This is a genomic window from Micromonospora sagamiensis (assembly GCF_014680085.1).
GTDB classification, from domain to species: Bacteria; Actinomycetota; Actinomycetes; order Mycobacteriales; family Micromonosporaceae; genus Micromonospora; species Micromonospora inyonensis.
Map to the genome: position 1 here is coordinate 2773571 of NZ_AP023438.1, position 26708 is coordinate 2800278.

30 protein-coding genes and 1 pseudogene are annotated in these 26708 nt (G+C 70.2%); 12 read left to right on the top strand and 19 right to left on the bottom strand.

Features of this window, described 5'->3' with window-relative positions:
- Positions 1 to 114 precede the first annotated feature (114 nt).
- The 5 genes and pseudogenes from IGA62_RS11910 to IGA62_RS30920 all read right to left on the bottom strand — a co-directional run.
- Positions 115 to 1011: a hypothetical protein gene (locus IGA62_RS11910; protein WP_145821608.1), complete on the bottom strand. Its 897-nt coding sequence runs from the start codon at positions 1009 to 1011 to the stop codon at positions 115 to 117.
- The gene (locus IGA62_RS11915; protein ID WP_186500119.1) at positions 1008 to 1928 is read right to left on the bottom strand and encodes a hypothetical protein; all 921 of its coding nucleotides are present in this window, start codon (positions 1926 to 1928) and stop codon (positions 1008 to 1010) included. Before IGA62_RS11915 ends, IGA62_RS11910 begins: the two co-directional genes overlap by 4 nt.
- A gap of 72 nt (positions 1929 to 2000) precedes the next feature.
- The gene (locus IGA62_RS11920) at positions 2001 to 2888 is read right to left on the bottom strand and encodes an HAD family hydrolase (RefSeq protein ID WP_232624972.1); all 888 of its coding nucleotides are present in this window, start codon (positions 2886 to 2888) and stop codon (positions 2001 to 2003) included.
- Positions 2885 to 3766 carry an acyl-CoA dehydrogenase family protein gene (locus IGA62_RS11925; protein ID WP_408632876.1) on the bottom strand — a complete coding sequence of 294 codons (882 nt, stop codon included), beginning with the start codon at positions 3764 to 3766 and terminating at the stop codon, positions 2885 to 2887. The genes IGA62_RS11920 and IGA62_RS11925 overlap by 4 nt, the downstream gene beginning before the upstream one ends.
- Positions 3758 to 3922 (bottom strand): annotated as a pseudogene (locus IGA62_RS30920) (acyl-CoA dehydrogenase family protein); the annotation flags it as partial. The gene IGA62_RS11925 and the pseudogene IGA62_RS30920, both read right to left, overlap by 9 nt.
- 19 nt (positions 3923 to 3941) lie before the next feature.
- On the opposite strand from IGA62_RS30920, the gene IGA62_RS11930 reads away from it, so the two are divergent.
- Positions 3942 to 4106, top strand: a complete 165-nt coding sequence (locus IGA62_RS11930) for a hypothetical protein (protein WP_186500117.1) — start codon at positions 3942 to 3944, stop codon at positions 4104 to 4106.
- 59 nt (positions 4107 to 4165) lie between these two features.
- Here IGA62_RS11930 and IGA62_RS11935 read toward each other — a convergent pair whose 3' ends face one another.
- The 3 genes from IGA62_RS11935 to IGA62_RS11945 all read right to left on the bottom strand — a co-directional run bounded on the left by IGA62_RS11935 (position 4166) and on the right by IGA62_RS11945 (position 7604).
- The gene (locus IGA62_RS11935; RefSeq protein WP_190289279.1) at positions 4166 to 6664 is read right to left on the bottom strand and encodes a DEAD/DEAH box helicase; all 2499 of its coding nucleotides are present in this window, start codon (positions 6662 to 6664) and stop codon (positions 4166 to 4168) included.
- Positions 6665 to 6825: 161 nt separating this feature from the next.
- A complete protein-coding gene (locus tag IGA62_RS11940; protein WP_232624973.1) occupies positions 6826 to 7419 on the bottom strand; it encodes a GTP-binding protein in 594 nt (197 codons plus the stop codon).
- On the bottom strand, positions 7416 to 7604 hold the full coding sequence (locus IGA62_RS11945) for a hypothetical protein (protein ID WP_145821604.1): 189 nt from the start codon (positions 7602 to 7604) through the stop codon (positions 7416 to 7418). Before IGA62_RS11945 ends, IGA62_RS11940 begins: the two co-directional genes overlap by 4 nt.
- 555 nt (positions 7605 to 8159) lie before the next feature.
- Between IGA62_RS11945 and cyaB the strand changes: the two genes are divergently transcribed.
- Positions 8160 to 8753 carry a class IV adenylate cyclase gene (gene cyaB, locus IGA62_RS11950; protein WP_232624974.1) on the top strand — a complete coding sequence of 198 codons (594 nt, stop codon included), beginning with the start codon at positions 8160 to 8162 and terminating at the stop codon, positions 8751 to 8753.
- Here cyaB and IGA62_RS11955 read toward each other — a convergent pair.
- The 3 genes from IGA62_RS11955 to IGA62_RS30025 are packed head-to-tail and all read right to left on the bottom strand — an operon-like array spanning position 8750 to position 11284.
- Positions 8750 to 9553, bottom strand: coding sequence for an exodeoxyribonuclease III (locus IGA62_RS11955; protein WP_145821603.1), 804 nt, complete (start codon positions 9551 to 9553; stop codon positions 8750 to 8752). The two genes, cyaB and IGA62_RS11955, sit on opposite strands and share 4 nt — an antisense overlap.
- A 12-nt stretch (positions 9554 to 9565) precedes the next feature.
- Complete coding sequence (gene tmk / locus IGA62_RS11960) at positions 9566 to 10174, bottom strand: dTMP kinase (protein WP_145821602.1); 609 nt, start codon at positions 10172 to 10174, stop codon at positions 9566 to 9568.
- Between the two features lie 6 nt (positions 10175 to 10180).
- Positions 10181 to 11284, bottom strand: a complete 1104-nt coding sequence (locus IGA62_RS30025; RefSeq protein ID WP_145821601.1) for a radical SAM protein — start codon at positions 11282 to 11284, stop codon at positions 10181 to 10183.
- 552 nt (positions 11285 to 11836) lie between these two features.
- Between IGA62_RS30025 and IGA62_RS11970 the strand changes: the two genes are divergently transcribed.
- From IGA62_RS11970 to IGA62_RS12005, 8 genes are all read left to right on the top strand, one after another.
- Positions 11837 to 13093, top strand: a complete 1257-nt coding sequence (locus IGA62_RS11970) for a sensor histidine kinase (protein ID WP_232625067.1) — start codon at positions 11837 to 11839, stop codon at positions 13091 to 13093.
- A 37-nt stretch (positions 13094 to 13130) separates the two neighbouring features.
- Entirely contained in the window at positions 13131 to 13550 is a 420-nt protein-coding gene (locus tag IGA62_RS11975) for a roadblock/LC7 domain-containing protein (RefSeq protein WP_145821600.1), read from the top strand.
- Positions 13547 to 13924 carry a DUF742 domain-containing protein gene (locus tag IGA62_RS11980; RefSeq protein WP_145821599.1) on the top strand — a complete coding sequence of 126 codons (378 nt, stop codon included), beginning with the start codon at positions 13547 to 13549 and terminating at the stop codon, positions 13922 to 13924. The genes IGA62_RS11975 and IGA62_RS11980 overlap by 4 nt, the downstream gene beginning before the upstream one ends.
- On the top strand, positions 13899 to 14516 hold the full coding sequence (locus IGA62_RS11985; protein ID WP_145821598.1) for a GTP-binding protein: 618 nt from the start codon (positions 13899 to 13901) through the stop codon (positions 14514 to 14516). The genes IGA62_RS11980 and IGA62_RS11985 overlap by 26 nt, the downstream gene beginning before the upstream one ends.
- Positions 14513 to 15073: a GAF domain-containing protein gene (locus IGA62_RS11990; RefSeq protein ID WP_145821597.1), complete on the top strand. Its 561-nt coding sequence runs from the start codon at positions 14513 to 14515 to the stop codon at positions 15071 to 15073. The genes IGA62_RS11985 and IGA62_RS11990 overlap by 4 nt, the downstream gene beginning before the upstream one ends.
- 205 nt (positions 15074 to 15278) lie before the next feature.
- The gene (locus IGA62_RS11995; protein WP_232624975.1) at positions 15279 to 15488 is read left to right on the top strand and encodes an acyl-CoA dehydrogenase family protein; all 210 of its coding nucleotides are present in this window, start codon (positions 15279 to 15281) and stop codon (positions 15486 to 15488) included.
- A 206-nt stretch (positions 15489 to 15694) separates the two neighbouring features.
- Positions 15695 to 16195 carry a hypothetical protein gene (locus tag IGA62_RS12000; protein ID WP_145821596.1) on the top strand — a complete coding sequence of 167 codons (501 nt, stop codon included), beginning with the start codon at positions 15695 to 15697 and terminating at the stop codon, positions 16193 to 16195.
- Positions 16196 to 16454: 259 nt separating this feature from the next.
- On the top strand, positions 16455 to 17438 hold the full coding sequence (locus IGA62_RS12005) for a methyltransferase domain-containing protein (RefSeq protein WP_186500105.1): 984 nt from the start codon (positions 16455 to 16457) through the stop codon (positions 17436 to 17438).
- 210 nt (positions 17439 to 17648) lie between these two features.
- Here IGA62_RS12005 and IGA62_RS12010 read toward each other — a convergent pair whose 3' ends face one another.
- From IGA62_RS12010 to IGA62_RS12040, 8 genes are all read right to left on the bottom strand, one after another.
- Entirely contained in the window at positions 17649 to 18344 is a 696-nt protein-coding gene (locus IGA62_RS12010) for a hypothetical protein (RefSeq protein WP_145821594.1), read from the bottom strand.
- A gap of 262 nt (positions 18345 to 18606) precedes the next feature.
- On the bottom strand, positions 18607 to 20076 hold the full coding sequence (locus IGA62_RS12015) for a tyrosine-type recombinase/integrase (protein WP_145821593.1): 1470 nt from the start codon (positions 20074 to 20076) through the stop codon (positions 18607 to 18609).
- 95 nt (positions 20077 to 20171) lie between these two features.
- Positions 20172 to 20447 (bottom strand): MerR family transcriptional regulator, encoded by a 276-nt coding sequence (locus tag IGA62_RS12020; protein WP_145821592.1) that lies wholly within the window; start codon positions 20445 to 20447, stop codon positions 20172 to 20174.
- 275 nt (positions 20448 to 20722) lie between these two features.
- A complete protein-coding gene (locus IGA62_RS12025; protein WP_145821591.1) occupies positions 20723 to 21604 on the bottom strand; it encodes a hypothetical protein in 882 nt (293 codons plus the stop codon).
- On the bottom strand, positions 21573 to 22124 hold the full coding sequence (locus IGA62_RS12030) for a DNA cytosine methyltransferase (protein ID WP_145821590.1): 552 nt from the start codon (positions 22122 to 22124) through the stop codon (positions 21573 to 21575). Before IGA62_RS12030 ends, IGA62_RS12025 begins: the two co-directional genes overlap by 32 nt.
- Positions 22121 to 22246, bottom strand: coding sequence for a hypothetical protein (locus IGA62_RS30565; RefSeq protein ID WP_269780481.1), 126 nt, complete (start codon positions 22244 to 22246; stop codon positions 22121 to 22123). The genes IGA62_RS12030 and IGA62_RS30565 overlap by 4 nt, the downstream gene beginning before the upstream one ends.
- Positions 22243 to 23178 (bottom strand): TRM11 family SAM-dependent methyltransferase, encoded by a 936-nt coding sequence (locus IGA62_RS12035; protein ID WP_145821589.1) that lies wholly within the window; start codon positions 23176 to 23178, stop codon positions 22243 to 22245. The genes IGA62_RS30565 and IGA62_RS12035 overlap by 4 nt, the downstream gene beginning before the upstream one ends.
- Complete coding sequence (locus IGA62_RS12040; protein ID WP_145821588.1) at positions 23162 to 24025, bottom strand: hypothetical protein; 864 nt, start codon at positions 24023 to 24025, stop codon at positions 23162 to 23164. Before IGA62_RS12040 ends, IGA62_RS12035 begins: the two co-directional genes overlap by 17 nt.
- 917 nt (positions 24026 to 24942) lie before the next feature.
- On the opposite strand from IGA62_RS12040, the gene IGA62_RS12045 reads away from it, so the two are divergent.
- Positions 24943 to 25830 (top strand): hypothetical protein, encoded by an 888-nt coding sequence (locus tag IGA62_RS12045; protein WP_145821587.1) that lies wholly within the window; start codon positions 24943 to 24945, stop codon positions 25828 to 25830.
- A gap of 493 nt (positions 25831 to 26323) precedes the next feature.
- On the top strand, positions 26324 to 26704 hold the full coding sequence (locus IGA62_RS12050; protein WP_145821586.1) for a pilin: 381 nt from the start codon (positions 26324 to 26326) through the stop codon (positions 26702 to 26704).
- Positions 26705 to 26708: the final 4 nt, after the last annotated feature.

Consider the following 26708-nt stretch of genomic DNA (forward strand, 5'->3'; position numbering starts at 1 on the left):
CTGATTGAAGTTGATGTACAAAACTGAACCGGCCCGGAAAGCGTGTTTCGAGGCCGGCTGCCCTCAGCGGGTTAGCAGTGTTGGGTGGTTGCCTGAACCGTCGTCGCCGGTGGGTCATGGCCGGGCCGCCGGGTGCTGACAGCCAGCCGCTGGAGTACGGGTGTCCGGGGTGCGGCGGCTGTCGACGTAGAGCCGGTAGCCGTAGGCCTCGGCGATGATCATGTCATTGGGGTCGGGTCCCAGGCTCGGGTCCTGGGGTGGGATGGGGCCGGTGATGGCGGTGTGGGCGGCGAGGAGGACGCCGTTGGTCGCGTCGATGGTGAGGATGTCGCGCCTCGGCACACCGGAACGGCCGGTGTAGGGCAGGATGACGTCCACGCCGGGGCGTTCAACGCGGTCGGTGACGCCGGTCTGCACAAGAAGGCCGGGCTGCTGCGCGAGGAGCCGTAGGATCGCGGCCCGGACCGGGCGGGTAAGCGCGTGGCGCTCGTAGAGCATCGCGACGCCGGCGACGATGTGTTCGGGACCGGTCTCGTCGAGACCGGCGGCAGTAAGCAGGTGGGCGCGCAGGTCGGCTGGTTTCCTCGGTGGCGGTTGGTCGAACCGGTCGCCGGTCCGGCCTGTCCAGCTGCTGTCTCCACCGTCCGGGGTGCAGCTGCTGGCACCGATGTGCACGCTGACCTGCCGGCCGTTTGCGGCGTCGCCGGTGCGCCATAGCTGGTCGATGCGGACGCGTTCGAGCCATCCCATGGGGCCGGGTGGCCCGGTGATGTCGCGGTACCAGGTGCGGCGCTCGACGTACTGGTAGTCGCCGCTGGTGGTGTCGGCGGGTGCGTCGGTGAGGGTGTCGGCCAGGCGGGTCAGGACCGGGCCAGCCGCGACCGGTGGTGTGCTGTTCCGGGGCGTCGTCGGAAGCAGCGGGTCGGGATTCACGCCGTCGGCGGATCCGGCGCAGGCCGTGAGAAGAAGTGACGCGGTGAGCAGCAACGCGCCGGTTCGGGTTCGGGTCACCGCGTGGCCTCCGCCGTGTCGATCGTGGTTTCTGCGGAGCGGTCGATGATGAGGGTGTACGAGCGCAGGCGTGGTGCGTTCTTGTCCATGCCGGACGGCGAGCCGAGGTCGGTGCTCTCGTGGGCGAGGACCCAGCCGGTCCGGTCGATGATCAAAGTGTCGCGGGCCTGCTGGTGCTCGACAGCGACGGCGGTACCGGCCCGGCCTGCCCGGTCTGCGGCCGTGCCGTGGCAGACGACGGCCTCGGCGGTGGCGAGCAGGCGGAGCAGGGCGATCCTGGTGGCCGGGGCAGGGTGTTGGGTGAGATGCACGTCCGCGACCGCGCGGATGATCCACTGCGGGCCCATCTCGGGCGGCTGCACCGCGGCGAGGTGCGTGGCGAGGGTGTACGGGTCGGTGGGTGTTGGCTCGGGTAGCGGTGCGGGGATTCCCCCGGCGAGGTGGTCGGTGACGGCGTGGCCGGCGGAGCCGGGTGTGGTGCTGACGGTGCGACCAGACCCGTCAGCGGCCCGCCACTGCCACGTCTCGGTGGTGACGATCGTGCGGCTGCTGTTCCCCGATGGCTTCAAGGTGTCCTGCGCGGCCCAGGCGCGAGTGTGTGTGCGGGCGTACCTGGCGGGGCGCGCCGGGGTGGCGCTGGCCGAGCTACTGGAGCCCGCCGCCGCGGAGAGCACGTCGGCCAGCTCCGCGAGGCATGGTGCGGTGATGATGGCCGGGGTCGGCGTGTCGCCGGGGACCTTACTCCAGCCTGCGGGGATCGCCGTCGGTTCTGCGGGCGGGTGGTGCTCAACGGTGTGGTTCGAGTAGGCGATGACTGCCGTCAGGGCGGTGGTGACGGCGAGCAGGGCAACCATCAGTGGCGGAAGCCGCAGGTTGCCCTTTCGCCTCTGCGGGGCTGACGCGTCGAGTGGGGTCATGGGGGTATTCCTCATCGTTGGTTGTCCGGGCGTGACGAAGGAGCGATCGACCTCTGCTGTCGGGCTGGGCGGTCAGCTGGCCGTGGTTCTCGGTGTCGTCGCCGGAGACATAAGCTGCAGGAGGTCGCGGATGGCGTGGGTGACGGTGGGATACCGGGGCACGGCCAACGGTTGCGGCGGGGTGGGCGCCGGCTGCCGGGAGATCCAGATCGGGACCAGGCCGGCTGCCTGGGCGCCCCGGACGTCGGCCTGCCAGCTGTCGCCGATATGGAGACACCGTGTGGGGTTGACGTTCAGTGCTCGGCTGCAGGCGCGGAAGGGACCGGGGTCGGGCTTCGCGAGTCCGCTGTCCGGACCACAGATGATGGCCGTGACGAATTCGGTAAGGGCCGCCTTGTTCAGCTTCTGCTGAATCGAGGCGCGCGGCCCGTTGCTGCAAACCGCTGCTGGCATCAGGTCGGTCAGCGCCCGCAGGAGACTGCGTAGTTCGGGGTTCGGCTCGATCATGGCGAGTTGGGCGGCGGCGCAGGTGTGTACCAGCCGGTCCAGGTCGCTGTTGCCGAGCGTGACACCTACGCTCCGCAGAGCCGTATGCCAGACGCTTCGACGCAGTTCATGCAGGCTGTGGGCACCTGTCGCGGCTGGATGCTCCCACTGGATTCCGAATGCCGCGTGGTAGGCGTCGATCAGTTCGACTGGGTCGATGCGGGCGGTGAGGGTGGCCGCGAGTTGGCTGCCCGCCCTCACGCCGTGAGCCAGGCTGGTGTTGGTGTCGATGAGTGTGTCATCGACGTCGAAGCTGACGGCGACGGGTGGTCGTAGCGGTGGCGCGCCGAGCCGGGTGTGCAGGTACTCCGCCAGTAACGGCAACGTGTCTGCGGGCTGTTCGCTGGAGATGGTGCTGGAGGTCAGCATGCTGAACCCGCTTTGCTCGTTCCTGCCCCAGAGCGTGGGCTTCACCTCGCCACGTTCGTTTCGAGTCGGCTGGGGGTGGACGCTTTGAACTGGATTGACCAGGGTTGTTGCGCGTTGCCGAGGGCGTGTTCGGCCAGTCGGAGAAGCTGGATGTCCGAGGTGCCGGCGGGGGCGAAGATGTGCAGGGCGTCGCGGAAGTGGCGTTCGATGGGTGACTGCGCTGGGTGGAGGCCGTGTGCGGCGTGGATCTCCATCGCGGTACGGGCGGAGTCGATCGCGTATTCGGCGTTGATCAGTTTGGCGTTGATGAGTTCGGCGTCGCAGGGTTGGCCGTGGTCGAGTAGGTGTGCGGCGTCGTAGGCGGCCAGTCGGGCGGTCATGAGCCGGGATTGCATGGTGCCGAGCCGTTGCTTGATCGTCGGCAGGTCGGCCAGTGGTTTGCCGTAGCGGCGCTGGGTGGTCGTGTAGGCGATGGTGGTGTCGAGGATCGCTTGGTGGATGCCGAGGGCGACGGCGGCGAGGTTGGGTCTGCCGTACAGGATGCTGGAGGAGTAGGCGACGTCGAGGCCGTCGCCTTCGGCGCCGAGCCGGTTGGTCGCGGGGATGCGGCAGTTGTCGAAGGCGATTTCGCCGAAGCTGAAACCGTGCAGGCCCATGCTCGGCTGGTGCGGCCGAACGTGTACGCCGGGCCGGTCGGCTTCGACGAGGAAGGCGGATAGTCCGCGGGTGCCGGGTCCGGTGCGTGCGACGACGCCGTGCAGGTCGGCGATGTGGCTGTTGCCGACGAAGGTCTTCGTGCCGTTGATGAGGTAGTCGTCGCCGTCGCGGACGGCGGTGGTGGTGATGCCGAGGACGTGGCTTCCGGATCCGGGTTCGGTGACGGCGATGGTGGGCAGGCAGGCGCCGGCGGCGATGGCGGGCAGCCAGGTCTGTTTCTGCTCGTCGGTGCCGAAGTGGATGATCTTCGCGGCGCCGAGTTGGGATGCCTGGATCATGGCGCCCACGGCGGCCGAGACTCGGGACAGTTCCTCGATGATGATGGTCTTGGCGAGGTGGCCCAGTCCGAGTCCGCCGTGGGTGGATGGGGCCGCGTGGGTCGTGGCCGAGCATGCCGACGTAGGGGCGGTCGAACCGGTCGGCGAGCAGTTCCGCGGCCTGGTGCAGGGGGTGCTGGCCGTGTTCGTGCCAGGTTTTGGCCTCGCAGAGCAGGATCAGCGCGGGCGGGGTGTCGACGGTGTGGAAGGCGTCGACGAGGGGGCGTAGGTCGCGGTGGCCGTGGCGGAGTCCGCCGGCTTCGAAGTTGAACAACGCGACGGGAATGATCATGACTGTCCGTCCTTGGCGGCGGGGCGGGGCGTGGGAGCTCGTTCGCGGTCGGGGTTGGGGGTGGCGTGGTCGCGTCGGGCGATGACCTGCCGCACGCCGGCCCAGCCGAGGGGGATTTCCCATTGCATGCCGATGGCGTCGAGGGCGGCGATCTGGTCGGCGGTCAGGGTGCCGTTGCGTCGTGCGGTGCGCTGGTTGCTGAGCCACCGGGGCAGGTCGACCTCGCCTTCCCGGTGGCCTTTGTGGGGGTGCAGGTGCCCCTCACGCTGGTGGTAGGCGGTGGCTGATGCGAGGTTGCGTTGCCAGGCGGCCTCGCGGATGGACCATTGGATGCCGAGTGCTTCCAGGGCGCGGACGCGGTCGGCGCTGAGGAGGCCTTTGCGGTACTCGACGCGTCGGGTGGATAGCCAGTTGTAGAGGTCGACGCCGTTGACGATGAGGTGGTAGGGCACGTTCAGGTGGCCGTGTTCGGCGTGGAACTGTTGGGCGGCGGCGTACCCGTCGTGGTGGGCGGGGCGGATGGTCCAGTCGATGCCGACTGCGTCGAGCGCGGCGACCCGGTCGGCGGGCAGCGTGCCGGCGCGGTGAGCGGTGCGTTGCTGCCACAGCCAGCCGTAGAGGTCGACACCGTCCACGAGGTGGCCGTGGGGGACGCGTAGGTGACCGTGCTCGGCGTGGAAGCGTTGCGCGCAGGCGAGTCCCCGGGGCCAGATCCGTTCCCGGGGTGCCCAGTCGAAGCCGAGCGCGTTGAGGTAGGCGACCCGGTCGTGGTCCAGGCGGGCGGCCTTGTGGTCGGCGCGTTGCCGAGCGGCCCACCGGTCCAGGCGGACGCCGTGCCGAAGGTGACCGGTCGGGACCCTGGTATGGCCGTGCGCGGTGTGGAAGTCGCGCAGGGCGCCGTAGCCGACCATCCATTCGGAGGTGGTCTCCTCCAGCACCCGCACCGTCAGCTGCCGCAGCAACTGCTCGGGGGCGTATCCGTCGGGCAGGCGGACCAGCAGCCGCGGCGGCAACTCCGCGGCCCCGGTCGATGCTCGGCTGCGTTGCAGGTCGAGGTCGGCGGCCAGGCCGCTGTCGTGCGCTCGCAACGCCCGCAGCGTCTGCAGCAGGGTGGCCCACCGGTTCATGTCCCCGGCCAGGTCGGCGGCCGTGTCGGCGGGGTCGTCCGGCAGCAGCACCGGCAACAGGATGGTGGCGATGCCGGAACCGGCCGGGTTGCGGCGCAACGCCCGCCCGACAGCCTGGATGACATCGGCCTGGGACTCCTTCGGGGCGGTGAACACCACCGCGTCCACGGCGGGCACGTCCACCCCTTCGCCCAGGCAGCGTGCGTTGGAGAGCACCGTCCACCCGTCCTCGGGCGGGTCTGCCAGTCTCCGCAGATGCAGGTGTCGCTGGCCGGTGCTCTGGGTGCCGTCGACGTGTCCCACCGTCAGTCGACCCTTCGGGCGTTCCTCCTCAGGCAGGGCCGCCACGGCGGTCGGCAACGTGCGGGCGAACTCCCGGCTGGCCTGCACCCGGGGCGTGAACACCAGCACCCGCCGCAGACCGAACTCCGCCGCTGCCCGGGCGAGGGCGGTCTGCACCACCACCGTCCGCAACGGCGCGGCACGCGCATCGACCACCGCTGCATGATCCAGACCCCGCAGCATCTCCAACGCCTGCGCGGAGGTGACCCCGATAGCGAGGATCCGGTAGTCGTCGAGCCAGCCGTCGTCGATGGCCCGGGAGAACGGGTACGTGTAGCAGACGGGCCCGAACACCGACGCCTCATCCATTGACAGCACGTCACCACCGCCGTCGCCGGCGGTGCGTTTCCTGGTTGGTAGTAGCCGGGGCGTGGCGGACATGTACAGCCGCCGCCGCGCGGGCAGATGCTCGTCCTGGTGCACCAGCGCACCGTGCTTGCCCGCCCAGCCGGCGGTGTGGTGGGCCTCGTCCACGATCAGCAGGTCGGCGGTGATGCCGGCGGCATCAAGTCCCTTGCCTACCATGTCGGCCGAGCGGTGGGTGACCAGTACAAGGTCCAGCCCAGGCCGGGCCGGCTGCCGCACCCACTCGGCGATCGCACCCGGATTCGTGGTCACCGGGCACGGCAGGTCGACCACCCGCACCGCGTCATCGGCGACGCTGCCGTCACTGCACACCGCCAACACCCGCGTCGGCGCACCCGCCCCGACCCACACGTCAAGGGTCTGGGCCAACAGCGTCAGCGACGGGACCGCCACCACCACCAGCCCGGACGGACACAACCGCACCCCGGCGTGCACCCCGACGATCGACTTCCCGCTGCCGCAGGCCGCCCGCACCTGACCACGACCGCCATTGGTCAGGGCCACGACCACCGCGTCAACGGCCTCCCGCTGATAGCCACGCAACTCCGGCAGCCTCCCGCGCGCGACTACGTCTGTCGTGCCGTCGGCGAACCGGTCTGGGTCGTGGTGCGGGGCTCCCTCCTCGGAGAGCGTGGGGCGCAGGTGGTGATGAATGTGCACGTGGTGGTCCTCGTGGATGGGTGGGTGTGGGAGCCTCGGCCTGGGCGGCTGTTCGGCGGACGCGGGTGGGCGTGGCCGCTAACCCGGCGGGCTGAAGCTCGTACGCCGACAATGACGGCCACGACGCCCGCCAACAGGCGCACGGACGCCGACCGAGTGGCTTAGGGAGAGACGGACCCGCCAGCACGGACCGCACCGGGGCGGCGGGTCAGCAGGTGCTGGACGAGGGCGATCAACAGCCGTCGGACACTGTCGCGGTTCCGCACGTCGAGCTCGACGATCGGCACTTCTCCCGACAGGGCCAGGGCCTGGCGGATGTCGGACGCGGCGAAACTGCGGGCACCGGGGAACGTGTTGACCGCGACGACGAACGGCAAGCGGACATGCTCGATGTAGTCCAGGTGCGCGAACGAGTCCTGCAGACGACGAACGTCGACGAGTACCACCGCCCCGACCGCGCCGCGCACGATCGCGTCCCACATGAACCAGAAGCGCCTCTGCCCCGGCGTGCCGAACACGAACAGGGTGACGCCGTTGACCTCCAGCCGACCGAAGTCCATCGCCACGGTGGTCGTGGTCTTGCCCGGCGCGTGGGAGACATCGTCGGAGGCGACAGCGACCTCGGTGCTCAACGGGGCGATATCCGAAACCGCTTGCACCAGCGTGGTCTTTCCGACCCCGAACGGGCCCGTCAATGCGATCTTCAACCCGCCCTGCCCCGACACCGCTGCTGCTGGTGCGACTGGCGTGCTCACCGGTTGGCTCCTGCGGCGACGAGACGGCTGGCGTTGAACGACGTTGGCGTGCGCTGGTCGCCTATCGGCTCGGCGAACTGGCCACGCTCGGCGGTCCCGACCGGCAGGCCAGCGTCCCGACCGGGCGCCCGCTGCTGGCTGCCACGTCGGCCGTTGGTGGCGGCCTGTCCTGGCTGCGGAGTCATCGATACCTCCCGGAGGTTGCTCGCGAGCAGCGTTGGATTCGGGCACTGCGTGGTCACCGGCGGCTGCGGAGACTCGTGCCGCGACATTCACGTAACCGCTTGGGCGTGCCTGTCGACTACCTCCGACACAGACTTTCGACACCGATTCGTATCGACCTTGTCGGCAAAGGCTCGCCCATACGCTGCCCACCGCGTCGAGCCGATGCCCCGTAGCGTTCCGGACCTGCGGGAGCGGTGGGATTCGTGGTGCTGCGCATGTCGAAGGTCCGTGTCGGGGGCGCTCGACACGGGTTTCGCGCTGGCTATCGCCCGCCAGGGGCCGAGGTGCCGCATCACCGTCTCCGGGGCGGTCAGGGTTCGCTAGCGCACCGGACGGAAGAGCAGGTCGCTTTGCTGGCTGCGTCCGGACCGTTTATGCCGGCTTCACCCGCCCAAGGTGGTGCAGCGTTGACCGTCGAAGGGTGGACCGGTCGCGCGGTAGTAGTTGTGAACTGCCGCCGGGGGTCGGGCGGGGCGAGACGCGGGTTCGCCGGTCGCGCCGTAGGCTGCCACGACGTGACGAGCATCGACATCGCCCAGACGCCAGGGACGACCGCAGTGGTCGCGTGCGAGGTGGAGGTCAAGTACCAGGTCGGCGACCTCGCGGCGCTGGAAGCGGCTCTGGCCGCCCGTGGCGTCGTCCTGTCGGCACCGGTCTTTCAGGATGATCAGGCGTACGCGCGGGTCGGCTGGGACTACGGCCAGTCCAAGATCGGTGTTCCGTTCGCGCGGCTGCGGACTGAGCGGGGGCGGCATCTGCTGACGGTCAAGACGCCGGTGGCCAACGAGCAGTCGTGCGTTGAGCATGAGACCGAGGTGGCTGATCGGGAGCAGATGCACGCCGCGATTCAGCAGTTGGGTTTCTATCCGACGGTGCGTATCCGTAAGACCCGCCGCACCGCGACGCTGGGGTTGATGTCGTTGTGCGTCGATCAGGTGGACGGCATCGGCGCGTTCCTGGAAATTGAGCGCATCGTCGATGGCGGCGAGTCCGGTGAGCAGGTCCAGGCCGAGCTTGACCGGTTCGCCGTCGCGCTGGGCGCGCCGCTGCAACGGACGAATGACACCTATGACTCGCTGGTCCGGGCGGCGGGGATGGTCGGGGTCTAGAAAAGGGTCGCCGGCTCGGCCACCGCTGGCAGGGGGCGCACGTCGAGGGTGCCGACGGGCAGGTCGAGGTTCAGGGTGACCGCGGCGTGGTCGGTGAGGCGCTGTTCGCGGGGTTCCTGCAGGTAGTCGCCGTCCCGGAGCCGGTCGCGTAGGGCGTCGCCGACGTGGAGGTAGTCGAAGCGGTAGCCGTTGCCGGCCCGGCCGAACCAGCTGTGCTGTGGGGTGCCGGGGGTGAGGTGGTGGTGGGCGTCGGTGAGGCCGGCGTCGGCGAGGGCGTCGAACAGGGCGTACTCGAATGGCAGCCACACTCCGGGGTAGGGCGGTTGGTGGTCGCGGGGGATGACGTTGTAGTCCCCGCCGAGCACCAGATGCGCCCGCTCGTCGGCGGTCAGGCGGTCGAGGGTGTCGATGAGGGAGGCGAGGAACGCCCTCTTTCGTTCGACCTTGGCGGGGGCGCGGTCGCTGGAGGGCACGTAGATGCCGAGGACGGTGACGGGTGGGTCGGTGTGGACGGTGGCGGCGACGGCCCGGCCGGGGATGCTGAGTCCGGCGGTGATGTCCGGGCGGTCGGTGACCGGTACGCGGCTGATCATGGCCGCGCCGCGGTCGCCGGGCAGGGGCGGGTGTAGTACGTGGCAGCCGGCGCGGCGGAACTGGTCGAGTAGGTAGGCGCTGCCGTCGCCGCCGCTGGTTTCGGTGAGCAGGAGGATCTGCTCGGGGCGGGCGGTGAGCCATCGCAGCAGTGGTTCGGCGCGCCGCTGGGAGGTGGCTTGGATGTTCAGGGTCAGGATCGATAACACGAGGCGAGACTGTCAGGCCGCTGGGCGTCGGGCGAGCATGGGGGTCAGCGTGTCGAGGATGGCGGAGACGACCTGGTCGGGGTCCCGGTTCCTGCAGTCGATCTTCACCTGGTGCCATGACTGCCGGTTGAGGAAGTCGAATGCCTGGTCGTAGAGCCGTAGTTCGCGTGCGGGGGTGCTGGTGGCCTCGAGCCGGGTCAGGCGCCGGCGTGCGGCGAGCCGGGTGGCGATGACCTGCGGGTCGTCGACGAGGTAGATGGAGATGGCGGGTTGCAGGACGTACCGGTTGTAGGTCCAGATCTCGCGGAGGTCGACGGCGTCGACCCGTTGCAGGACCAGGGAGGACTGCACGTAGCGGTCGCTGATCACGATGGTGCCGGCGTCGAGGGCGGGGATGATCTCGTCCTCGACGTGCATGGTGCGGTCGGCGGCGATCGCGAGGGCGAGAGCCCGGCCGTGAATGACGGCCTCGGCCTCGCGTAGCAGTTCCCCGAGGCGGGTCCTCGTGGGTTCGGTTGTCAGGTGGACCGGCTGGCCGGTGCGGTGGCGCAGCCGCTCGGCCAGCAGCCCCGCGACGGTTGTCTTCCCGACCCCGTTGGGTCCCTCGATGACGATGAGCATGACTGGTCAGGCCCTGACGGGTTGGATCGGGATCAGCGGGCGCCGGACGGTCTCGGGTGGGCATTGCTCGGCGTCAGGGGCGCCGATGGGCTGGCCGGCGGCGACCACGGCCGCAGGGCAGCCCTTGCCGCAGGAGTCGCTCAACGCGCACGCACTACAGGTCGGGTTGGCCCCGACCTGGTAGCGGCCGTGGAAGCGGTAGCGGTCGAGGGCGTCGGCGATCTCGCCGTGGAGGATGTTGCCGACCAGGAACTCACGGTCGGTGTGCCGTGACTGCGGTGTCCGGGCGGCGAAGACCAGGTAGGGGCAGACGGCGGTGTCGCCGTTGGCGAACACGTAGATTAGGGTGCCGGCGTCGCAGCCGGACAACGGCCGGTTGTCGTTCGGGAACCGGATCGGCACCAGCTCGACACGGCCGGCCAGGGGTGCCGTCGCGGCGGCGATCGCCCGCATCGTCTGCTCCGGCGCGGCGAGCCGGCCGTGGGACTTCACGCCCCGCCCGAAGCTCGACAGCGGGTTCATCAGCACATACTCCGCGCCCAGGTCCGCGGCGAACGCGCACAGCTCGGCGAACTCCTCAGAGCGGGTGAGCACGTTGGGCGTCGACAAGATCCCGTGCAGCAAACCAGCGTCGGCGAACCGTCGCGTTGTCTCCCGGGTGATGACGAACGAGTCGCGGTCACCCCGGAACCGGCCGTGCGACGAGGGCCGGAACCCGTCGAAGCTGACGTTGACCCGCACATTGCCCAGCTCGGCGAGAGCGGCGATCTGCGCGTCGCTGGTCTGGGTGGCATTCGTGCAGATCTTGACCGACAGGTCCATCCGCGCAGCCGCCGCGCAGATCTCCAGCAGGTGCGGGTGCACGAACGGCTCCCCGCCAGTCAACGTCAACCGTGTCACCCGGGCCCGCTGCAGCCGGGGCAGCACCGTCTCGACCATCTCCTCCAGCGGCATATCCGCCCCGATTCGGGTGGATGACACGAAGCAGTGGGCGCAGTGCAGGTTGCACCGCTCCGTGATCTGCACCAGCGCCTTGCGCTCGTCGCCCTCGACCGAGGTGCGGAAATAGCAGGAGCTGGCGTGTGTCTCGACGACCAGACGCTTGCTCATAACCCCTCCCAGCGCCCGCCCGCTCCCAGCAGCGTTGACATCGCCTGGCCTGGGTCGCGGGATTCCTCGTCCAGCTAACGGGGCGTCTGCTCGTGTCGAACACCCTCGACACCGAAATCCGACACCGCGACGGACCCGGCCGTGCCCGCGTTGCCTGCGGTCCCGATCTGCGCTGGCCAGCAACATCGACCGACCCCGAAGGCTCAGGGTGGCCAGCCGAGAGGCGCTTTGGTCCTTCCATAAGAGCCACGTGGTGCGGGTTGCGTGTCGGTTCTTCGTGTCGACGGTGTTCGACACGTCCCGCGCCCGGCATAACTGATTGTCAATGGCAGCGATTGCTGCGACGCCAGGACCAACCGGACCCGGACAGGGCCGACACCTGTGGATGCGGCCGGGGTCGCAGCCGGTGGCGGGAGCTACTGCTCGCGCCACCTAACTACTTGGGGAGGCAGGGTGCGAGTCCGACTCGACACGCCGGCCGGAGATCCGCCTGCGACCGGCCTACGCGCCCGCTTGCTGTGGGTGTGTGTAGCGCCGGCCGCTGTGGTGGCGATGATCGGCCTGGGTGCGGCGATGTGGGCGATGGCGGTGTCACCGGGGCCCGTTCCGGCGAAGGCCGGGCTGATAGTGATGTGCGCGGTCGTGTCCTGCGCCGCGGTTATCGCCGGTGCTGCGGTGTGCGGTCGTGAACTCGCCCGGTCCGTTGCCCGGGCCGCGGTGGCCGCCCGACCTGAGCCCGTTCAGCCAGTGGTGGGGCAGCAGGCGGTGTATGTCGGCCTCGCGCGCCGGCTGCAGGGACTGGTGCACCGGGAGATCCAGCTGCTGGATGTCCTGGAGGCGCAGGTCGAAGACCCCGACCTACTCAAGGGCCTGTTCCAGGTGGACCACCTCGCGACCCGCATGCGCCGCTACGCCGAAAACCTCGCAGTGGTGGGAGGGGCCGTGCCACGGCGGCAGTGGAGCAGACCACTGCCGCTGGTCGAGGTCCTGCGCTCGGCCATCGCCGAGGTCGAGCAGTACCCGCGGGTTCGGGTGGTGCCACCGGTCGAGGGAACAGTGCGCGGCCACGCCGGAGCCGACGTGGTGCACCTGCTGGCCGAGCTGATCGAGAACGCGACCGCGTTCGCACCTCCGCACACGGAGGTGACGGTGCGGGCCCGACGGGTCGCGGCCGGCGTGGCAGTCGAGGTAGACGACCGCGGCCTGGGCATGCCGCACCCGGAGCAGGACCGACTGAACGCTCTGCTGGCGGACCCGGGCCGCGTGGATGTCGGGAACCTGCTGCGCGATGGCCGTATCGGGGCGTGGGTGATCTCGGCACTGGCCCGCCGGCACGACATCACGGTCAAACTGCAGAGCAACGTCTACGGCGGTGTGCAGGCGGTGGTGATCCTGCCGACGACGCTGCTCGGAGACCAACCGGCCCAGGAACCGCCGGCCGTTGACGCGGCCCGAACGCCGCCACGCGGCGCGCCGCCCGTGCCATCGCCGCTGATCGGTGTTGCGCCCCGGCCGGCCGACCCTCGTCACCGCCCAACTGCGCCCCTGGCGGAGCTGACGCGGGCTGCGCCGCCCGAGGCTCCAGCGCCCCGCAACAGCGCCCACCGGGGCCAAGGGGACGGCGACGGCGTGCGTCCCGTGCTGCCGCGCCGGACACGGCAGGCGCACATGGCGGCCCCGTTACGGCAGCCCCGCCCAGCGTCCGGGAACCAGCCGACCGGCGGCCACGACCCGACTTTGATGGCCAATTTCCTGCGCGGCGTCAACTCCGGAAGCGGCGGCCCGCCCACAGCACCTCCTGCCCTTTGACCACTGACCGCTGATGTTGAGAAGGAGTTGTCCTGTGATGACCACGACGCCCGGCCAGGAACTGGCCTGGCTGCTGTCCGCCCTAGTGGAGCGGGTGCCGCACACCCATAGCGCGCTGCTGCTGTCCTCCGACGGCCTGCCTCGGGCCGCCCACGGACTGGCCGACGACGGCGCGGACCACCTGGCGGCGATCTCCTCCGGGCTGTTCTCCCTGACCCGCAGCGCCGGCGAGATGTTCGATGGAGGCTCCGGCGTGCGGCAGGTGGTCGCCGAGCTCGACGACACGCTGCTGTTCGTCACCGCCGCGGGCGAGGGTGCGGTGCTGGCGGTACTGGCGGGCCGCCAGGCTGACGTCAGCGTCCTCGGCTACGAGATGTCACAGATGGTCAAGAGCGTCCGGCCCTATCTGGCGACACCCGCCCGCGGCGCTGCTGCTCTGTTCCCTGCCGTGCGATGAGATTCGGCGGCGCGCATCAGGAGACGTGGGTCGACGAGGCGGCCGGACGACTGGTACGCCCTTACACGGTCAGCGCCGGGCGGACCCGGCCCACGACAGCGATGGACCTGCTGTCGTGGGTCGTCGCCACCGGCGTACGCCCGCAGGGCCGGTTGGAACCGGACCACGACGTGGCGCTGGGCCTGTGCGGCGAGGCGACCACCGTCGCCGAGGTGGCCGCCCGGATGAGGCTCCCGGCCGTAGTCACGAAGGTCGTGCTGTCGGACCTGGTGGCGGTCGGCGCGGTACGCACCCGCCCACCCAGCCCGGTCGCCGACCCGACCGACCGCTCGATCCTGGAGAGGCTCCTTGTCGGCCTACAACAACGACTCTGACCGCACACCGAACGCGCTCAAGGTGCTGATCGCCGGCGGGTTCGGAGTCGGGAAAACCACCTTTGTCACGGCGACGAGCGAGATCCCACCGCTGCGCACCGAGGAACTGCTCACCGCGGCCAGCGTCGGCACCGACGACCTCACCGGGGTGCAAGCCAAGACGACCACCACCGTGGCGCTGGACTTCGGCCGCATCACCATCGACGCCGAGAACGTGCTGTACCTGTTCGGCACACCAGGACAAGAGCGGTTCTGGTTTCTGTGGGACGAACTGTGCCACGGCGCACTCGGCGCGGTAGTGCTGGTCGACACCCGCCGCCTGCCGGCCTGCTTCGCCGCCGTCGACTTCTTCGAATCCCGCCACATCCGATTCCTGGTCGCCGTCAACGAGTTCGACGGCACCTACCGATACGACCCCGAGGAAATACGCGCTGCCCTGAGCCTGCGGCCCGAGGTGCCGGTCGTGACGTGCGACGCCCGCCACCAACGATCCGCTACCGCCGTCCTGGTGACGCTCGTGCAGTACCTGCTCACCGCGCCCCCTTCCGTACTCGCCAGCGTCAACTCGATAGAGGCAGGTAACGCAGCATGATCAACGACAGCTACGAACCCCGACTCCTGACCCCGCCCGACGTACAGGCACCGCAGCGGCTACACCGCCTGCAGGCCCTCCGACTCGGACGGCCGGAGCCTGCGTTCGACGACTTCGCCCGCAAGCTGGCCCAGACCACCGACATGCCCTGGGCGATGGTGAACTTCCTCGACGAGCACGGCCAGTTCTTCGCCGGCCTCTACACCGCCCGAACCACGCAGCCGGGGGTGTCCGCACCGGTCACCCCACTCGAACCCGGCCGCCGCATGTCACGAGACCAGGGCTTCTGCCCACACGTCGTCGCCCGCCGCCGCGCCCTGGTCCTCGAAGACGTCTGCGCCTGGCCGCGGTTCGCCGGCAACGCCGTCGTTGACCAACTCGGCATCCGCACCTACATGGGCGCCCCGCTGATCGACCACACCGGCACCGCCCTCGGAACGATCTGCGTCGTCGGCCCCGAGCCCCGCGCCTGGGGCCAGAAAGGGCTCACCACCATCAAGGCCCTGGCGGCCGAACTGTCAGCGCTCATCGACCAGCGGGAACACCGCCCCAGGTGACAACCGGGGCACGTCCGGCAACCTCCGACCGCGCCACCGATTCCACTCCATCCAGCACGGGACCCGACCAGGTCGTCCCGCTGCCCAGGACGGCAACTCACCTTCCAGGCACTGCTGGTGACAGCACCCCCACCACGGTTCCGACCGATGGCGTGACCCGCAGCCATCAGAACGCACCGTGGACGACTCATGAGGAGATCGGCAGATGGCCGACGGCTACCACCTCACCCCCCGCCATACACGCCTGCGGGACACGGTCCGCGCGTTCGCCGAGGCCGAGGTCCGACCCCACATCGCAGAGTTGGAGGAGTCCCGGGCCGTGGCGCACGACCTGTCCCGGCACATCGCCCGCCAAGGCTGGCTCGGCGTCACGATCGACCCCACCCAGCCATCCTCTACGACCCGACCCTGCTGACCCTGCGCTCCTGGCACACCCCCGACGACCCCCACGCCTTCACCGACAAACGCAACATCGCCGTCTTCGCCATCCGCGACACCGGCACCCCCGCCGACCCCGACAGCCGCACCGTCTTCGCCGCCGCCGTCGCCCACTGGGACCCCCACTGCGGCATCCGCCGCCGCCAACAAGCCGCCCTACTCGACCGCTACGGCACCACCGACATGCCCGTCATCGTCGGAGGCGACCTCAACTCCACCGCGTCCGGACCCCACCTGCCCCAACGCGACTGGGCAGCCGCCGGCTACCGCGCCCGCGCCCAGAAAGCCCGCCAACACCCCGACGGCACCTGGACCGCCGACACCGACGCCGTCGACCACCTCATCGGCCGCTGGAACCCCGACACCCACCGCCGCGACGACGGATGCGGCTTCCACGCCGTCGCCGAGCTCGCCTGGGCCGCCAACCCCCACACAGCCCTGCTACCCACCGTCAACGACGGCATCAACGCCGGCGGAAGCCTGCTCATCGACTGGCTCCTCGCCAACACCGCCATGCGAACCCACGTCGACCCCGGCAGCTACCGCGTCCACGTGCCGGCACAGCGCCCCTACCCCTCCGACCACCGACTCGTCACCGCCACCCTGGCCTTCAACACCCCCACCACCACTGCCGAGCCACGGCCCCCGCGACAGGATTCCTCTCCGCTAGGGAGCAGCCGGTGACCCGCCCTCGCTCCTGGTGTCCGCCGCCGCCCGGGCTTGGCATCCACGTAGCCGGCGCCGTGGTGTTGGGCTCGGGATCATGCGGGCAGGCCACCGTGCACCACGGCTATCCCGTCACCGACGGCCCCGCCACCAAGGTGTGCGAACACCTTGCCCCGCCAGCACTGGCTCACGCTGTCCGACCAGTCCTGCCACGTCGAGGAGCACACCGATGACCACCAGAGCATCGCGGTACCAGTTCCGCAACCACATCACCCAGTTGCACCCCCTGCAGGACATCCTCGACCCCATCACCCGCGAAGAGCTCCGCCGCATCGGCATCACCGCCGGACAGCACGCCCTGGACGTCGGTGCCGGTGCCGGATCCATCGCGGCGTCTCTGTGTGACCTCGTCGGTCCCGCCGGCAAGGTCACCGCCATCGACATCGACACCAGCCTTCTCAACCCCAGCGGCATCCTCGACGTCTACCAGCGAGACCTGCGCACCCAGCCCCTCCCGGTCGACGCTGGCAGCGTCGACGTGGCCGTAGCTCGGTGCCTTCTCGAGCACCTACCCAACCGGCGCGCTCTGCTCCAAGAGATGATCACCACGCTGCGACCCGGCGGTTGGCTCATCCTCGGCGAGATCGTCTACGCCCCCGTCATCGCCCACGCTCCCCGCACCGCCGACAGCGACCTCATCGTCCACGTCGTCCACGGCATCCTCGACGTCCTGTCCGCGAACGGCGTTGACCTGCATTGGGGCGACAAGACCCCTGCCATCCTCACCACCAACGGACTGGAGCAGGTACGCACCCGGTGGACCGCCGAGACCTGGACCGGCGGCAGTCCCGGCTGCCGCCTCCTCGCCGACAACGCCCGCCAGCTGCACCACAAACTTCTCCACGAAGGTCTCACTCACACCGACCTGGACCACTTCGCCGTACTCATGACCGACCCCGCCGTCCTCGTGCGCGGCTACCAGTTCGCCTCCACCACCGCCCGTAAACCTGCTGCGATGGCCCTCCCCGGACAGCCGTCCGGGCTCCCGCACGACCACGGCACCACCGTCATCGCGCCACCCAGCCCACGGCCGAATCCCCCAGCAGGGGACTCTTTTCCTGGCGCCGTCTATGCCCGTCGCACACACCGCGAACGCCGTCCGGATGACGCCCGGTCCGGCCAGCACGGCATGCCGGTCGATGAGAGCAGCGACATGTACGTCCGGGGCGAGCGGGTAGCCAGGTCCGCCCGCCATCACTGAGTCCGGGTGTGGCTATGACGGACGGAACGGGCTCCACCGGGACGGCCATAACTGGCCCCAACACGGGCCGATCTCACCGAGAGCCAAGTAACGGTGCGTAAGGGCCAAGGCTACCGGTGCTGCCGCACGACAGTGAGCGGATCTCCCGATGACAGGAAGTTCAAAAATCGACGATCATAGATGTGTATGCCCATTCGAACTCTGTTGGCTCTATGGGGCGCCGTTGGTGAGCAGGAGGTAGAAGACCTCGCCTTGGTGGAAGAACGTTGCGGTGTCGGCCGACTCGCAGCCTTCGAAGTACGCGGGCTGGTACGGCTCGTCGGCGTGCTCGTCCATGCCCCGCAGGAAGTTCGGCCGTACGGTGCAGAACTCCCACGGTGTTTCGGTCCCCGACCGCCGGTCCGGCTCGACGGGACAGAGGCCGCCTCCGGAGTCGAACACGTGCCGGAGGAACTCCCCGGCCAGGTCTCGCGCGCGGTTCTCGTCGAGGTGGCGGCGGTAGGGGCTGCAGGCGCTGGTGAGCATCCATCGCAGGCGGGCGGCCATGCCGATGCCGTCGAGTGGGCTGAGGGTCAGTCGGAACCCGTCGCGGACCAGCGACCCCGGGGCGCCCGCAGCCGGGATCGGCGCCGCTGCGGTCGGCTCATACGGCATTTCGTGGAACATCCACCAGCCGCGCGCCCGGTCCGCGGTGAGCATCATCTCGTGGAACAAAGGGGCGCGAAGGAAGTCGGACAGGATCGCTGCCCGGTTGCCCGGTTGTACCGGGACGTCGGCGCGGACCTTGAGCATAAGCGTATTGCTGTTCATGACCTCGTCCACGGCGTCGAGGAACGCCTCGATCGCCGGGTGGTTGAGGTCAGCGAGCAACGAATCCATGAAGCGAGCTTCCATGGTCTCGGCCACCGTCTGTCACCCGGGTGAGGCGGGCACAACGCCCATCCGCTATTGCCGCAGACAACGCGCGGGGCGGCACCATCGCCGCTCGGTACGCACCAGCGCAGGCTCACGTTCCGTAGCCGAGAGCAGCGACAGCCAGCCCTTGGTGGGGCCAGTCATAGCCGTCTCGTTTGGGCCCATTTCCTCCGTCACGGCCACTGGGTGCCATCGCGGGCTGGTGTCCTGCATCAGTTGGACACCGGCCCGCGACGGCATCGTCGACGGGGCGCTAGGCCGCCTTCGGGCGGTTCCGGCGAGGGATGATCTTGGTCGTGGCCTCGGCGGTTGTCTTCTTCATGTCCTGCAGCACGGAGGTGTAGACGTCGGCGGTCATCTTGTAGGAGGAGTGGCCGAGGGTGTCCTGGATTTCCTTGATGCTGGCACCGGCCGCGAGCATCAGGGTCGCGGCGACGTGCCGCATGTCGTGGAACCGGATGGGGGGTAGGCCGCTGCGTCCGACGAGCCGGTCGAAGCGGGCGGCGACCGTTTCCGGGTGCCAGGGCTGGCCGTCCGCCCGCCGGACGAAGAAGATATCGCTGTCGGTCCAGGCGTCGCCCGCGGCGATCCTCCACGCCGCACGCCGGGTCAAGTATCTCCGCAGATTGGTGACGGTTTCGCTGCTGAGGTCGACCACCCGGTCTCCGGCCGCCGACTTCACCGGCTTCTCGATGACCTGGTAGCCGACGCTGGTGCGTTGGCTGGTGATGGTGACAGCGGCCGCTGCCAGGTCGACGTCGTAGTCGTGCAGGCCGCACAGTTCGCCTCGTCGTGGGCCCCGGTGGATGGCCAGATCGAACAGGGCGTACAGCTCGGGGTCCTCGGTTTCGGCGAAGTCCAGGAACTCTCCGACCTGGGCGGGTGTCCAGACCATGACGGGGCTGGGTCGCTGTCGGGTGTGGCGCCACCGGTTGACCGCCGCGTCCGTCCAAAGCCGGGGCCTGGGCGGTTTGCCGGACTTCAGCTCGACCGACTCGGCCGGATTGTGGTCGACCAACCGGTGGTGGTAGAGGCGGCGGGCGTCGTTGAGGGCCTTGCGCAGGGTCGCGAGGATTCGCTGCTGGCTGGCGTCGCCGACCGTGCGGATGCCCTTGACCGCGGCGCGGACCTTCGGCACCGGGCTGGTCTTGGCCGCGAGGATCTCGGCGTTGTGGGCCTCGATCGTGGTGAAGACCGACTCGATGTGCGCGGCGGTGAGTTCCTGCAAGGGCACCTGGCCCAGATGGGGTGTCCAGTACTTGGTGATGTGGTCCTGGTAGCTGCGCCGGGTCGCGGGTGCCAGCTTGGTGCGGTTGGTGATCCATTCGGCGAGGTACTCGCCGAGGGTGAGCCGGGTTCCGGCGGGCACGTCGGAGCGGCGGATGCGGTGTGCGACGTGGTCGCGGTCGGGCAGCGGCTGGCCGGGCTTGCACGCCTGCAGCAGGTCGGCGATATGCCGACGCAGGATCTCGTCGCGGCCGGCGAGGTCGAGCAGCGCGCGGGCGTGGTCGCGTTCGGCGGCGGCCTCCTCTCGGGTGTCGAAGCCGCTGCGGCGTAGCTGCCGCCGTCCATTGGTGTCGTCGAGCGGGAGTTCGAGCTGGTAGCGCCATACGCCGTGGTGGGGGTTCCACCCGTTGCCGCGGCGTAGCTTGGGGCATTGGTTGCCGAGGCGTTTGCCGTCCTTGCGGCAGCTGCAGCGTTTGGTGATGGATCCGTCTGCCATGACGAGTCTTTCTCCTCGCCGATGCCCACAGCGGGCGAGCATCGGATTGTCGGGTGTCCGTTGGGTGGTGATCACCGCTCGCGTGGGCGACGTGATCAAGTCGCGGGCGGCGGGGCCGGGGGTTCGCTGGGTACGCCGAGGGCGGTGAGGATCGCGGCGACGGAGACCCGGTAGCGGGATCCGACCCGCAGCACCGGCACCGGCAGCCGGTCACGGCGTGCCAGGTCGTAGGCGCTGCTGCGGGACATGCCGAAGATCTCGCCGACGGTGGCGATGTCGGTGACCGCACCGAGGGCCCGAATGCGCTCGACGGTCCAGACAGGCGAAGACGTGGCTGCGCTTTCTGCGGGAGTGCTGGCCGTGCTGTCCATGACGGGTCGTCCTTCCGGAAACGGAGGGAAGGCCCGCCACCGTGGTGTGTGGTGGTGGCGGGCCCTCGGAATGGATGGGCTTGTTGATGGGTGTTCAGGCGGGTGCTTCCCACCGGCCTCGCCCGATCCCGGCAGTGCCGTCGTCCGCGCGGGGGGCGGCTCGGACGTGACCAGCGGGGCTGCGGCGGTCGAGAGGCGATGGTCCGCCGCCCGACCGCCCGCAATCTGGCCCCGCTCTTCCCGTGCTCGGTGGGCGCTCAGCGAGGCGGCATCGGTTAGTCAGGCACTGCCCACCGGTGGGGGCACAGCAGCAGCCGCAGTGCGGCTGCTGCTTGTTGGGGAACGACGCCGTTACCGAGGACCCGTAGGGCGGCGGTCCGCGGCAGCGCGAGCGTCGGGTCGGTCACGTGGCCGCTGGTCAGGCCCATGAGCCATTCCACAAACGGCGGTGCCAGGACCGGCTTGCCGTGCCGCCCGGGTTGGGTCGGCTCGGGTACAGGCCGCCCCAGCAGCAGTTCCCAGCGGGCCACGGCGGGGGCGTAGACGCCCCACCGGTTGGTGTCGGGCTGGCCGAGGCCGGCGATGGTGGTGCGCAGGTCCGCTCCGCCGTCGCCGTGCTGGCCGGGTCCGCGTGCGTCGGAGGCGCGCGGGGTGGGCAGGGTCCGGGCCGGTACCCGCACCGCCGCCGACGGCAGAGTCAGGTCCCCGTGGGACCCGCGTTGCCCGGGGCAGCCCTTTGTTCCGTCGGTGGCCCGTGGGGTGGGCAGCAGCACCTGTGACAGCGGCGGCCGGAATCCGGCGCCGGCTCGCCGTCCCGGGGTGCCGGTGTCACTGGCTCTCGGAGTCGGCAGCAGTCGACCCCCGTCGGTGAGCGTCCGCCCCGCATGTCCGGTGGGCGTGGTGCGTCCGCCGGTGGTGTTGGCCGAGGATCGGCCGTCGGTCACCTCCGCAGTCGGTCGAAGCTGTGTGGTGACACCGGCCAGGCTGGGCCGGCGGGCTGCTCTCGCGGACGGGGACCTGTTGGAGCCGTACGTCGCCGCAGTGGGGGTGGGCAGCAGGTTGTGGGTCGACCCGGACGGCTCGACGAGGTCGGGCAGCCCGTACTGGTGGCCCGGCCCCTTGCCGTCACGGGCGCACGGCGTTGGCAACGTCCTCACTCCCTCCCAGTCGCTGGGCGGGGGTGGCCAGCAGGAACAGCCGGTCGCGTCGGTGAGCTGCGCCGATGTCGGATGCGCGTAGGCATAGCCAGCTCGTGTCGTACCCGAGCGCGGCCAGGTCGGCGTGGACGACGTCGAAGCCCCGGCGGAGAAGGGCGGCGACGTTCTCCACGAACACGAGCGGGGGTCGAAGGTCGCGAACGGCTCTGGCGACGTGTGTCCAGAGGCTGGAGTGCTCGCCGGTGATGCCGGCGCGTTTTCCGGCGTTGCTGATGTCCTGGCAGGGGAACCCGGCGGTGAGGATGTCGACCGGCTCGGCCTGGGTCCAGTCGGCGGCGCGGATGTCACCGAGGTTCCGAATGTCGGGCCAGTGGTGGGCGAGGATGGTGGTGGCGTGCCGGTCGGTCTCGGCGTACCAGGCAACCTGGCCGCCGAGTACCAGCTCGACGGCCAGGTCGAGTCCCCCGTAGCCAGTGCAGAGGGATCCGATCCGTGGGCCGGTGGTGTGCGCAACGCTCACGCCACCCCCTTGTGCTCGGCGTCGACTGCGGCCGGCGCTTCGGGCGGGCAGGTTCTCGGCCCGTAGGCCGGCGCGTCCACCCCGGTGCCGAGGGAGAGATAGCGGTGTGTGGGTGCGATCACGTCACCACCTCGGTTCTCGTCTCCGGCGGCTGGGGCTTGCCGAGGACCAGGACGTCCTCGTGCGCGATGAGGTGCATCGGTACGCCGCCGGCCCTGGCCTTGCGGACCTGTTGGAGTTGGAAGAACGACGGTCGGGCGACGAGCTGCCCGTCGCGGACGGCGGCGAGCAGGGCGACGCACCGCTCGAGCGGTGTGAAGCCGGCGGCGGTGCCGGCCGCGAGGACAGCCGAGGGCAGGTCAACCAGCTCGCCCCGTTTGCGCCACGGGCGGGCGGTCACGACGACCACTCCGCCGGGGCGCAGCAGGGCGTGGCAGCCGCGCAGGATGTCGGTGAACCCGTCGACCAGCCCGGCCAGGGAGGAGCGGTAGGCGAGGTTGCCCTTGTCCTCGCCGTAGCGGTTGTCGAACTTGGCGACCCCGTCGGCCCCGGGCCGGACGAGGCCGTGAACGGTCGGCCCGTACGGCGGTGAGGTCACCACCAGGGACACCTGCCCCTGCAGGGCCGCCGGCAGGAGGGCGGTGAGGCGGGTGGCGTCGCCGCGGATCACGGAGCCGCGTCCGCTCGCGCCGTGCCGGTGCGCGTGGGCGATGTTGAGGTCGGCGATGTCGGACCAGCGGGACTCGTACTCCACGCCGATGGCGTCGCGGCCCGCGTGGATGGCCTCCACGATGGTGGTGCCGATCCCGCACATCGGGTCGAACACCAGGTCGCCGGGCTGGGTGTAGGAGCGAACCGCGTGGCCGGCGATCGCCGGCAGCATCCGGGCCGGATGCTTGACCGACTGGGGCACGTACCGGCCGCGGCGCTGGACCGGGCCGGTCGACTGGGCGGTCGCCCAGACCGACAGGCCCTGCGGCCAGGCCGCAGTCGTCTCGTTGAGACCTGGCGTTGCGGTGGTGTTGTTGGTCGAGGGTTCAGGCACGCCGGTCACCGCCCTGCCTGGTCGTGAAGACGAGCAGGTCGGCGTGGACCTTGACGTGGAGCACGAACTGCTCGGCGCTGGTGGTACGGGCCAGGGAGAGCAGTTCCTCGTCGGTGGCGTGGTAGGTGAACCGGTCGCCGTCGGTGTCGGCGGCGACCGCGACGATGTGCTGCAGGTAGCCGAGTCCGGAACCTGCGGCGGCGTCGACCACGGGGGTGAAGTCCTCCGGGGTCGCGACCGCGCCGGCCGGGACCCCGACGACGAGGACCAGGCACCCGCCGGGGCGCAGCAGCCGGCCGCAGGCGGCGAGCAGCCCCGCCAGGCGGGCCCGGTTGGCCGCGTCGCTGCTGGCGTCCAGCGGCCAGGTGGCCACCACGAGGCTGGTCCGCCCCTGCAGGTCGTCACCATCGCCCGGGACACCGCACGGTTCGTCACCCGCCTCCCAGTCCGGGTCGGGGTCGGTGAGGTCGTCGCCGAACCACGCCCGCGCATCGTCCGGGCCGTCGGAGTCCGGGCCGTCGTCGGGCTCGCTCGGGTGCTGTGGCGTCTGCGGCCCGACGAACAGCGCTGAGGCTCCGGTGAACCAGGCCGGGTGGTGGCGGCGCCCGCCGCGCAGGCAGGCGGCGTCCAGGACGTGGGTGTCGGTGAGGTCGACGACCGCCTCGCCGGGCCGGCTGTACGCGGCGACGAGTCGGTACGCCAGCCGGTGGGAGGTGGTCGTGCGCTGGTCGTCGCCGCTGCGGGCGGTGCGCCAGACGGTGATCGGTACCGGCGGTTCGCCGGCGACCAGATCCATTGAAGGGATGTGGGGAGTGCCGCCCTGGTGGGCAGGCTGCGGCGTGGAGTGCTCGTTCATGTGGTGTCGGCTCCGCGCCGCGCCGTGATGCGCTGACGTCTACCAATCGGCGTTTGTCAGCCGTGGCGAACACCTGGCGATCTGACAGCGACCTGAACCGGTCTGACAGTCCGCGTTTCGCCCGATTTGCTCGATGCCACCTCATCCATGTGGGTGCGCCTCGCATACGGTGACGGACGCGGCCCGCACCTGTCGGCACCTCTCTGTCAGGCGGGGCACGGTGCGCCGCTTGGCCGGCATCGAGGGTCAGTCACGCCTGTCAGACACTCTCCGCATCTGTCACGGCTCCGGCGGACGGCCCCGCGCCGCGATGGCTGCGCCCGCCCGGCAGGCGGCTCTCGCTCTTGTGACATCAGTGGTCGCCACTCGGACACTCGCGCCGAACATCTACGGAGATCGCTGACATGGACACGCGGGCAGCAGCCCTGACATCCACTCTCGCCACTGACATCGACATGTCCGGCGAGCGCCCGGCTTTGACGTCCAGCGGTGGCATGACTGATGCCGGCCTGTCCATGTCATCGATTGGTGTTGACATCCCTGGCCGGACGCGAGCCAGCGGGCAGGCGGATTCTGTCAGCGAGGTGGAGGTGCCTGGCCTGGCACTCGGTCGGGCCTTGGGATCGACTGCTGCGGTCCTTGGATGAGCGCGATAGCGCTTGCCCTACCCGGCCGTCACTGCCGACCGCCGAACTGACAGGGCAGCTCAGGGGCGGTGCACGGGCGAACCTCACAGGCCGTTCGGGGGGCTGTGCCCGGAGTACGTGTCAGATCACGGTGAGCCTGGCGGCGAGGGCTGGTTCCGCGTTTGTCATGACCGCGTCAGACACCGGTGTCGTACTGCTGGCACGGGATCCGCCGATGTCCGTCGGCGGCATCGCCCGCTCTCGTGTCCCTTCTGTCATTGGAGTTCTGACATGTCCGTGTCCGACACCCCGGACTGGCCGACCTCTCATCTGCTCGCCGCTGACGCGGCGTTCGTGGCGCTGACGCGCGAGCCGGCGCCGTTGGCCCTCGACTGTGACAGCCTGCCGCGTGACATCGGCAAGGACATGGTCCTGCCGTCCGGTGTCGTGCCCCTGCCGGTGCTGCGGGACTGGCTGCTCAAGCACCCAGGCGAATACCTGGGTCGTGACGCTGTATGGCGGGAGCTGGTCCTGCGGGCCCGGTTGCGGGGCAAGGAGTGGACGATCGCCGCGGTCGGGATGGCGATGCCCGCGCTCGTGCGTATCGCCGGGCAACTGTCCGCCGGCTACCGGGGCGACCCGGCCGACATCGGCAACGAGGTGCTGACCGGTTTCCTGGAGGCGCTGCGCGATCACCTCGACCTGACCCGGCCGGCGCTGTACGCGTCGCTGACCATGGCCGCCTTTCGGGCCGGGCGGCGGGTGCGGCTGGCCGACGAGCAGGCGGTGCCGGTCGAGGACATCGAGCATGCGGCGGCCGGGTCCCGGGCTCCGAAGGTTCCCTACGGCCACCCGGACCTGCTGGTCCGGCGCGCCGGCACCCTGCGGATCATCGACCGGGCGGACGTGCAACCGTGGATCGAGGTCCGGCTGGGCCGGCGGGCCCCCGAGCCGATCGCTGCCCGGCTCGGCATCACCGTGGACGCGCTGCGGATGCGGCTGGCACGCGCCGATGTTCGACTCGCGCGGGCCATCGCCGAGGGCAGCCTCACCGAGATCGCTTCGACCGATGCCATCGAGCGGACGGCGACGCAGGCCAAGCGTCGGACCAGCATCCGCGCCGGCAGAGCCAGCACGCGCGGCGCGACCGGGAGTCGTGGGATCGCGGTAGCCGCCTGACTTCTTCTTCTCCCTGACGGTTGTGGGCCTGGCGCCGATGATGCGCCCAGGCCCACAACCGTTCTGTTCTCTCCACGCTCGGCTCTACGCGTCAGCTGGGACGATTCCAGCGCGCCCAACCGATGGGCCCCGCCTGCGAGGGACCCCGGAACTCCCCTGTCAGACCGCTGTCAGACCGGCAGGTGTTCGCCACGGCTGACAAACGCCGATTGGTAGGTGCGGGACAAGACGAGCTCAGGCAACGAGCGCTGGTCCGGGTCCCGTCCGCCGTCGAGCGCGGGGCGATGCCTGCCGTGTCGCCCCGGGTGCCGCGCCATCGCATGCGCTGACACCTCATCGATTACGCAACCACCCAGAAAAGGGAGGACGAGCTCCTCCCGGGGCGGGTGCGGCATGCCGGCCTCGCGCTCGGCGGCGTTCCTTCGACCGTTGCTGGCAATCGCCCCGCCCGGCGCCGTTCGGTGGCCGGCGGCGGGGTGGGAGGTGACCACCCATGCTCCGCATCCGCACCAACAAGATTGTCCGTCTCCCCGTGATCCGCCGCGTCGCACGTGTCGGCGCGGCAGTGGGCGCCGCCGTCGTCGTCCTCGCCGCGCCGAGTGCCGCACAGGCCGCTCCGGGTGACGTCGCCTACCTGGCGGCGAACACCCTGCCGGTCGTCATCGCCAACCTGCAGACCCAGATCATGCTGCTGCTGGCCGGGATCGCCACCCTGTTCCTGGTTCTCGCGGGGGTCTACTGGGCCACTGCGGGCGGTGACCCGGGCCAGGTCGACAAGGCCAAGAGCGCCCTGCGTAACGCGTTGGTCGGCTACGGCCTGGCGGTACTCGCCCCGGTTCTTCTGCAGTTCGTGCAGGGCATCGTGGGGGGCTGAGCGC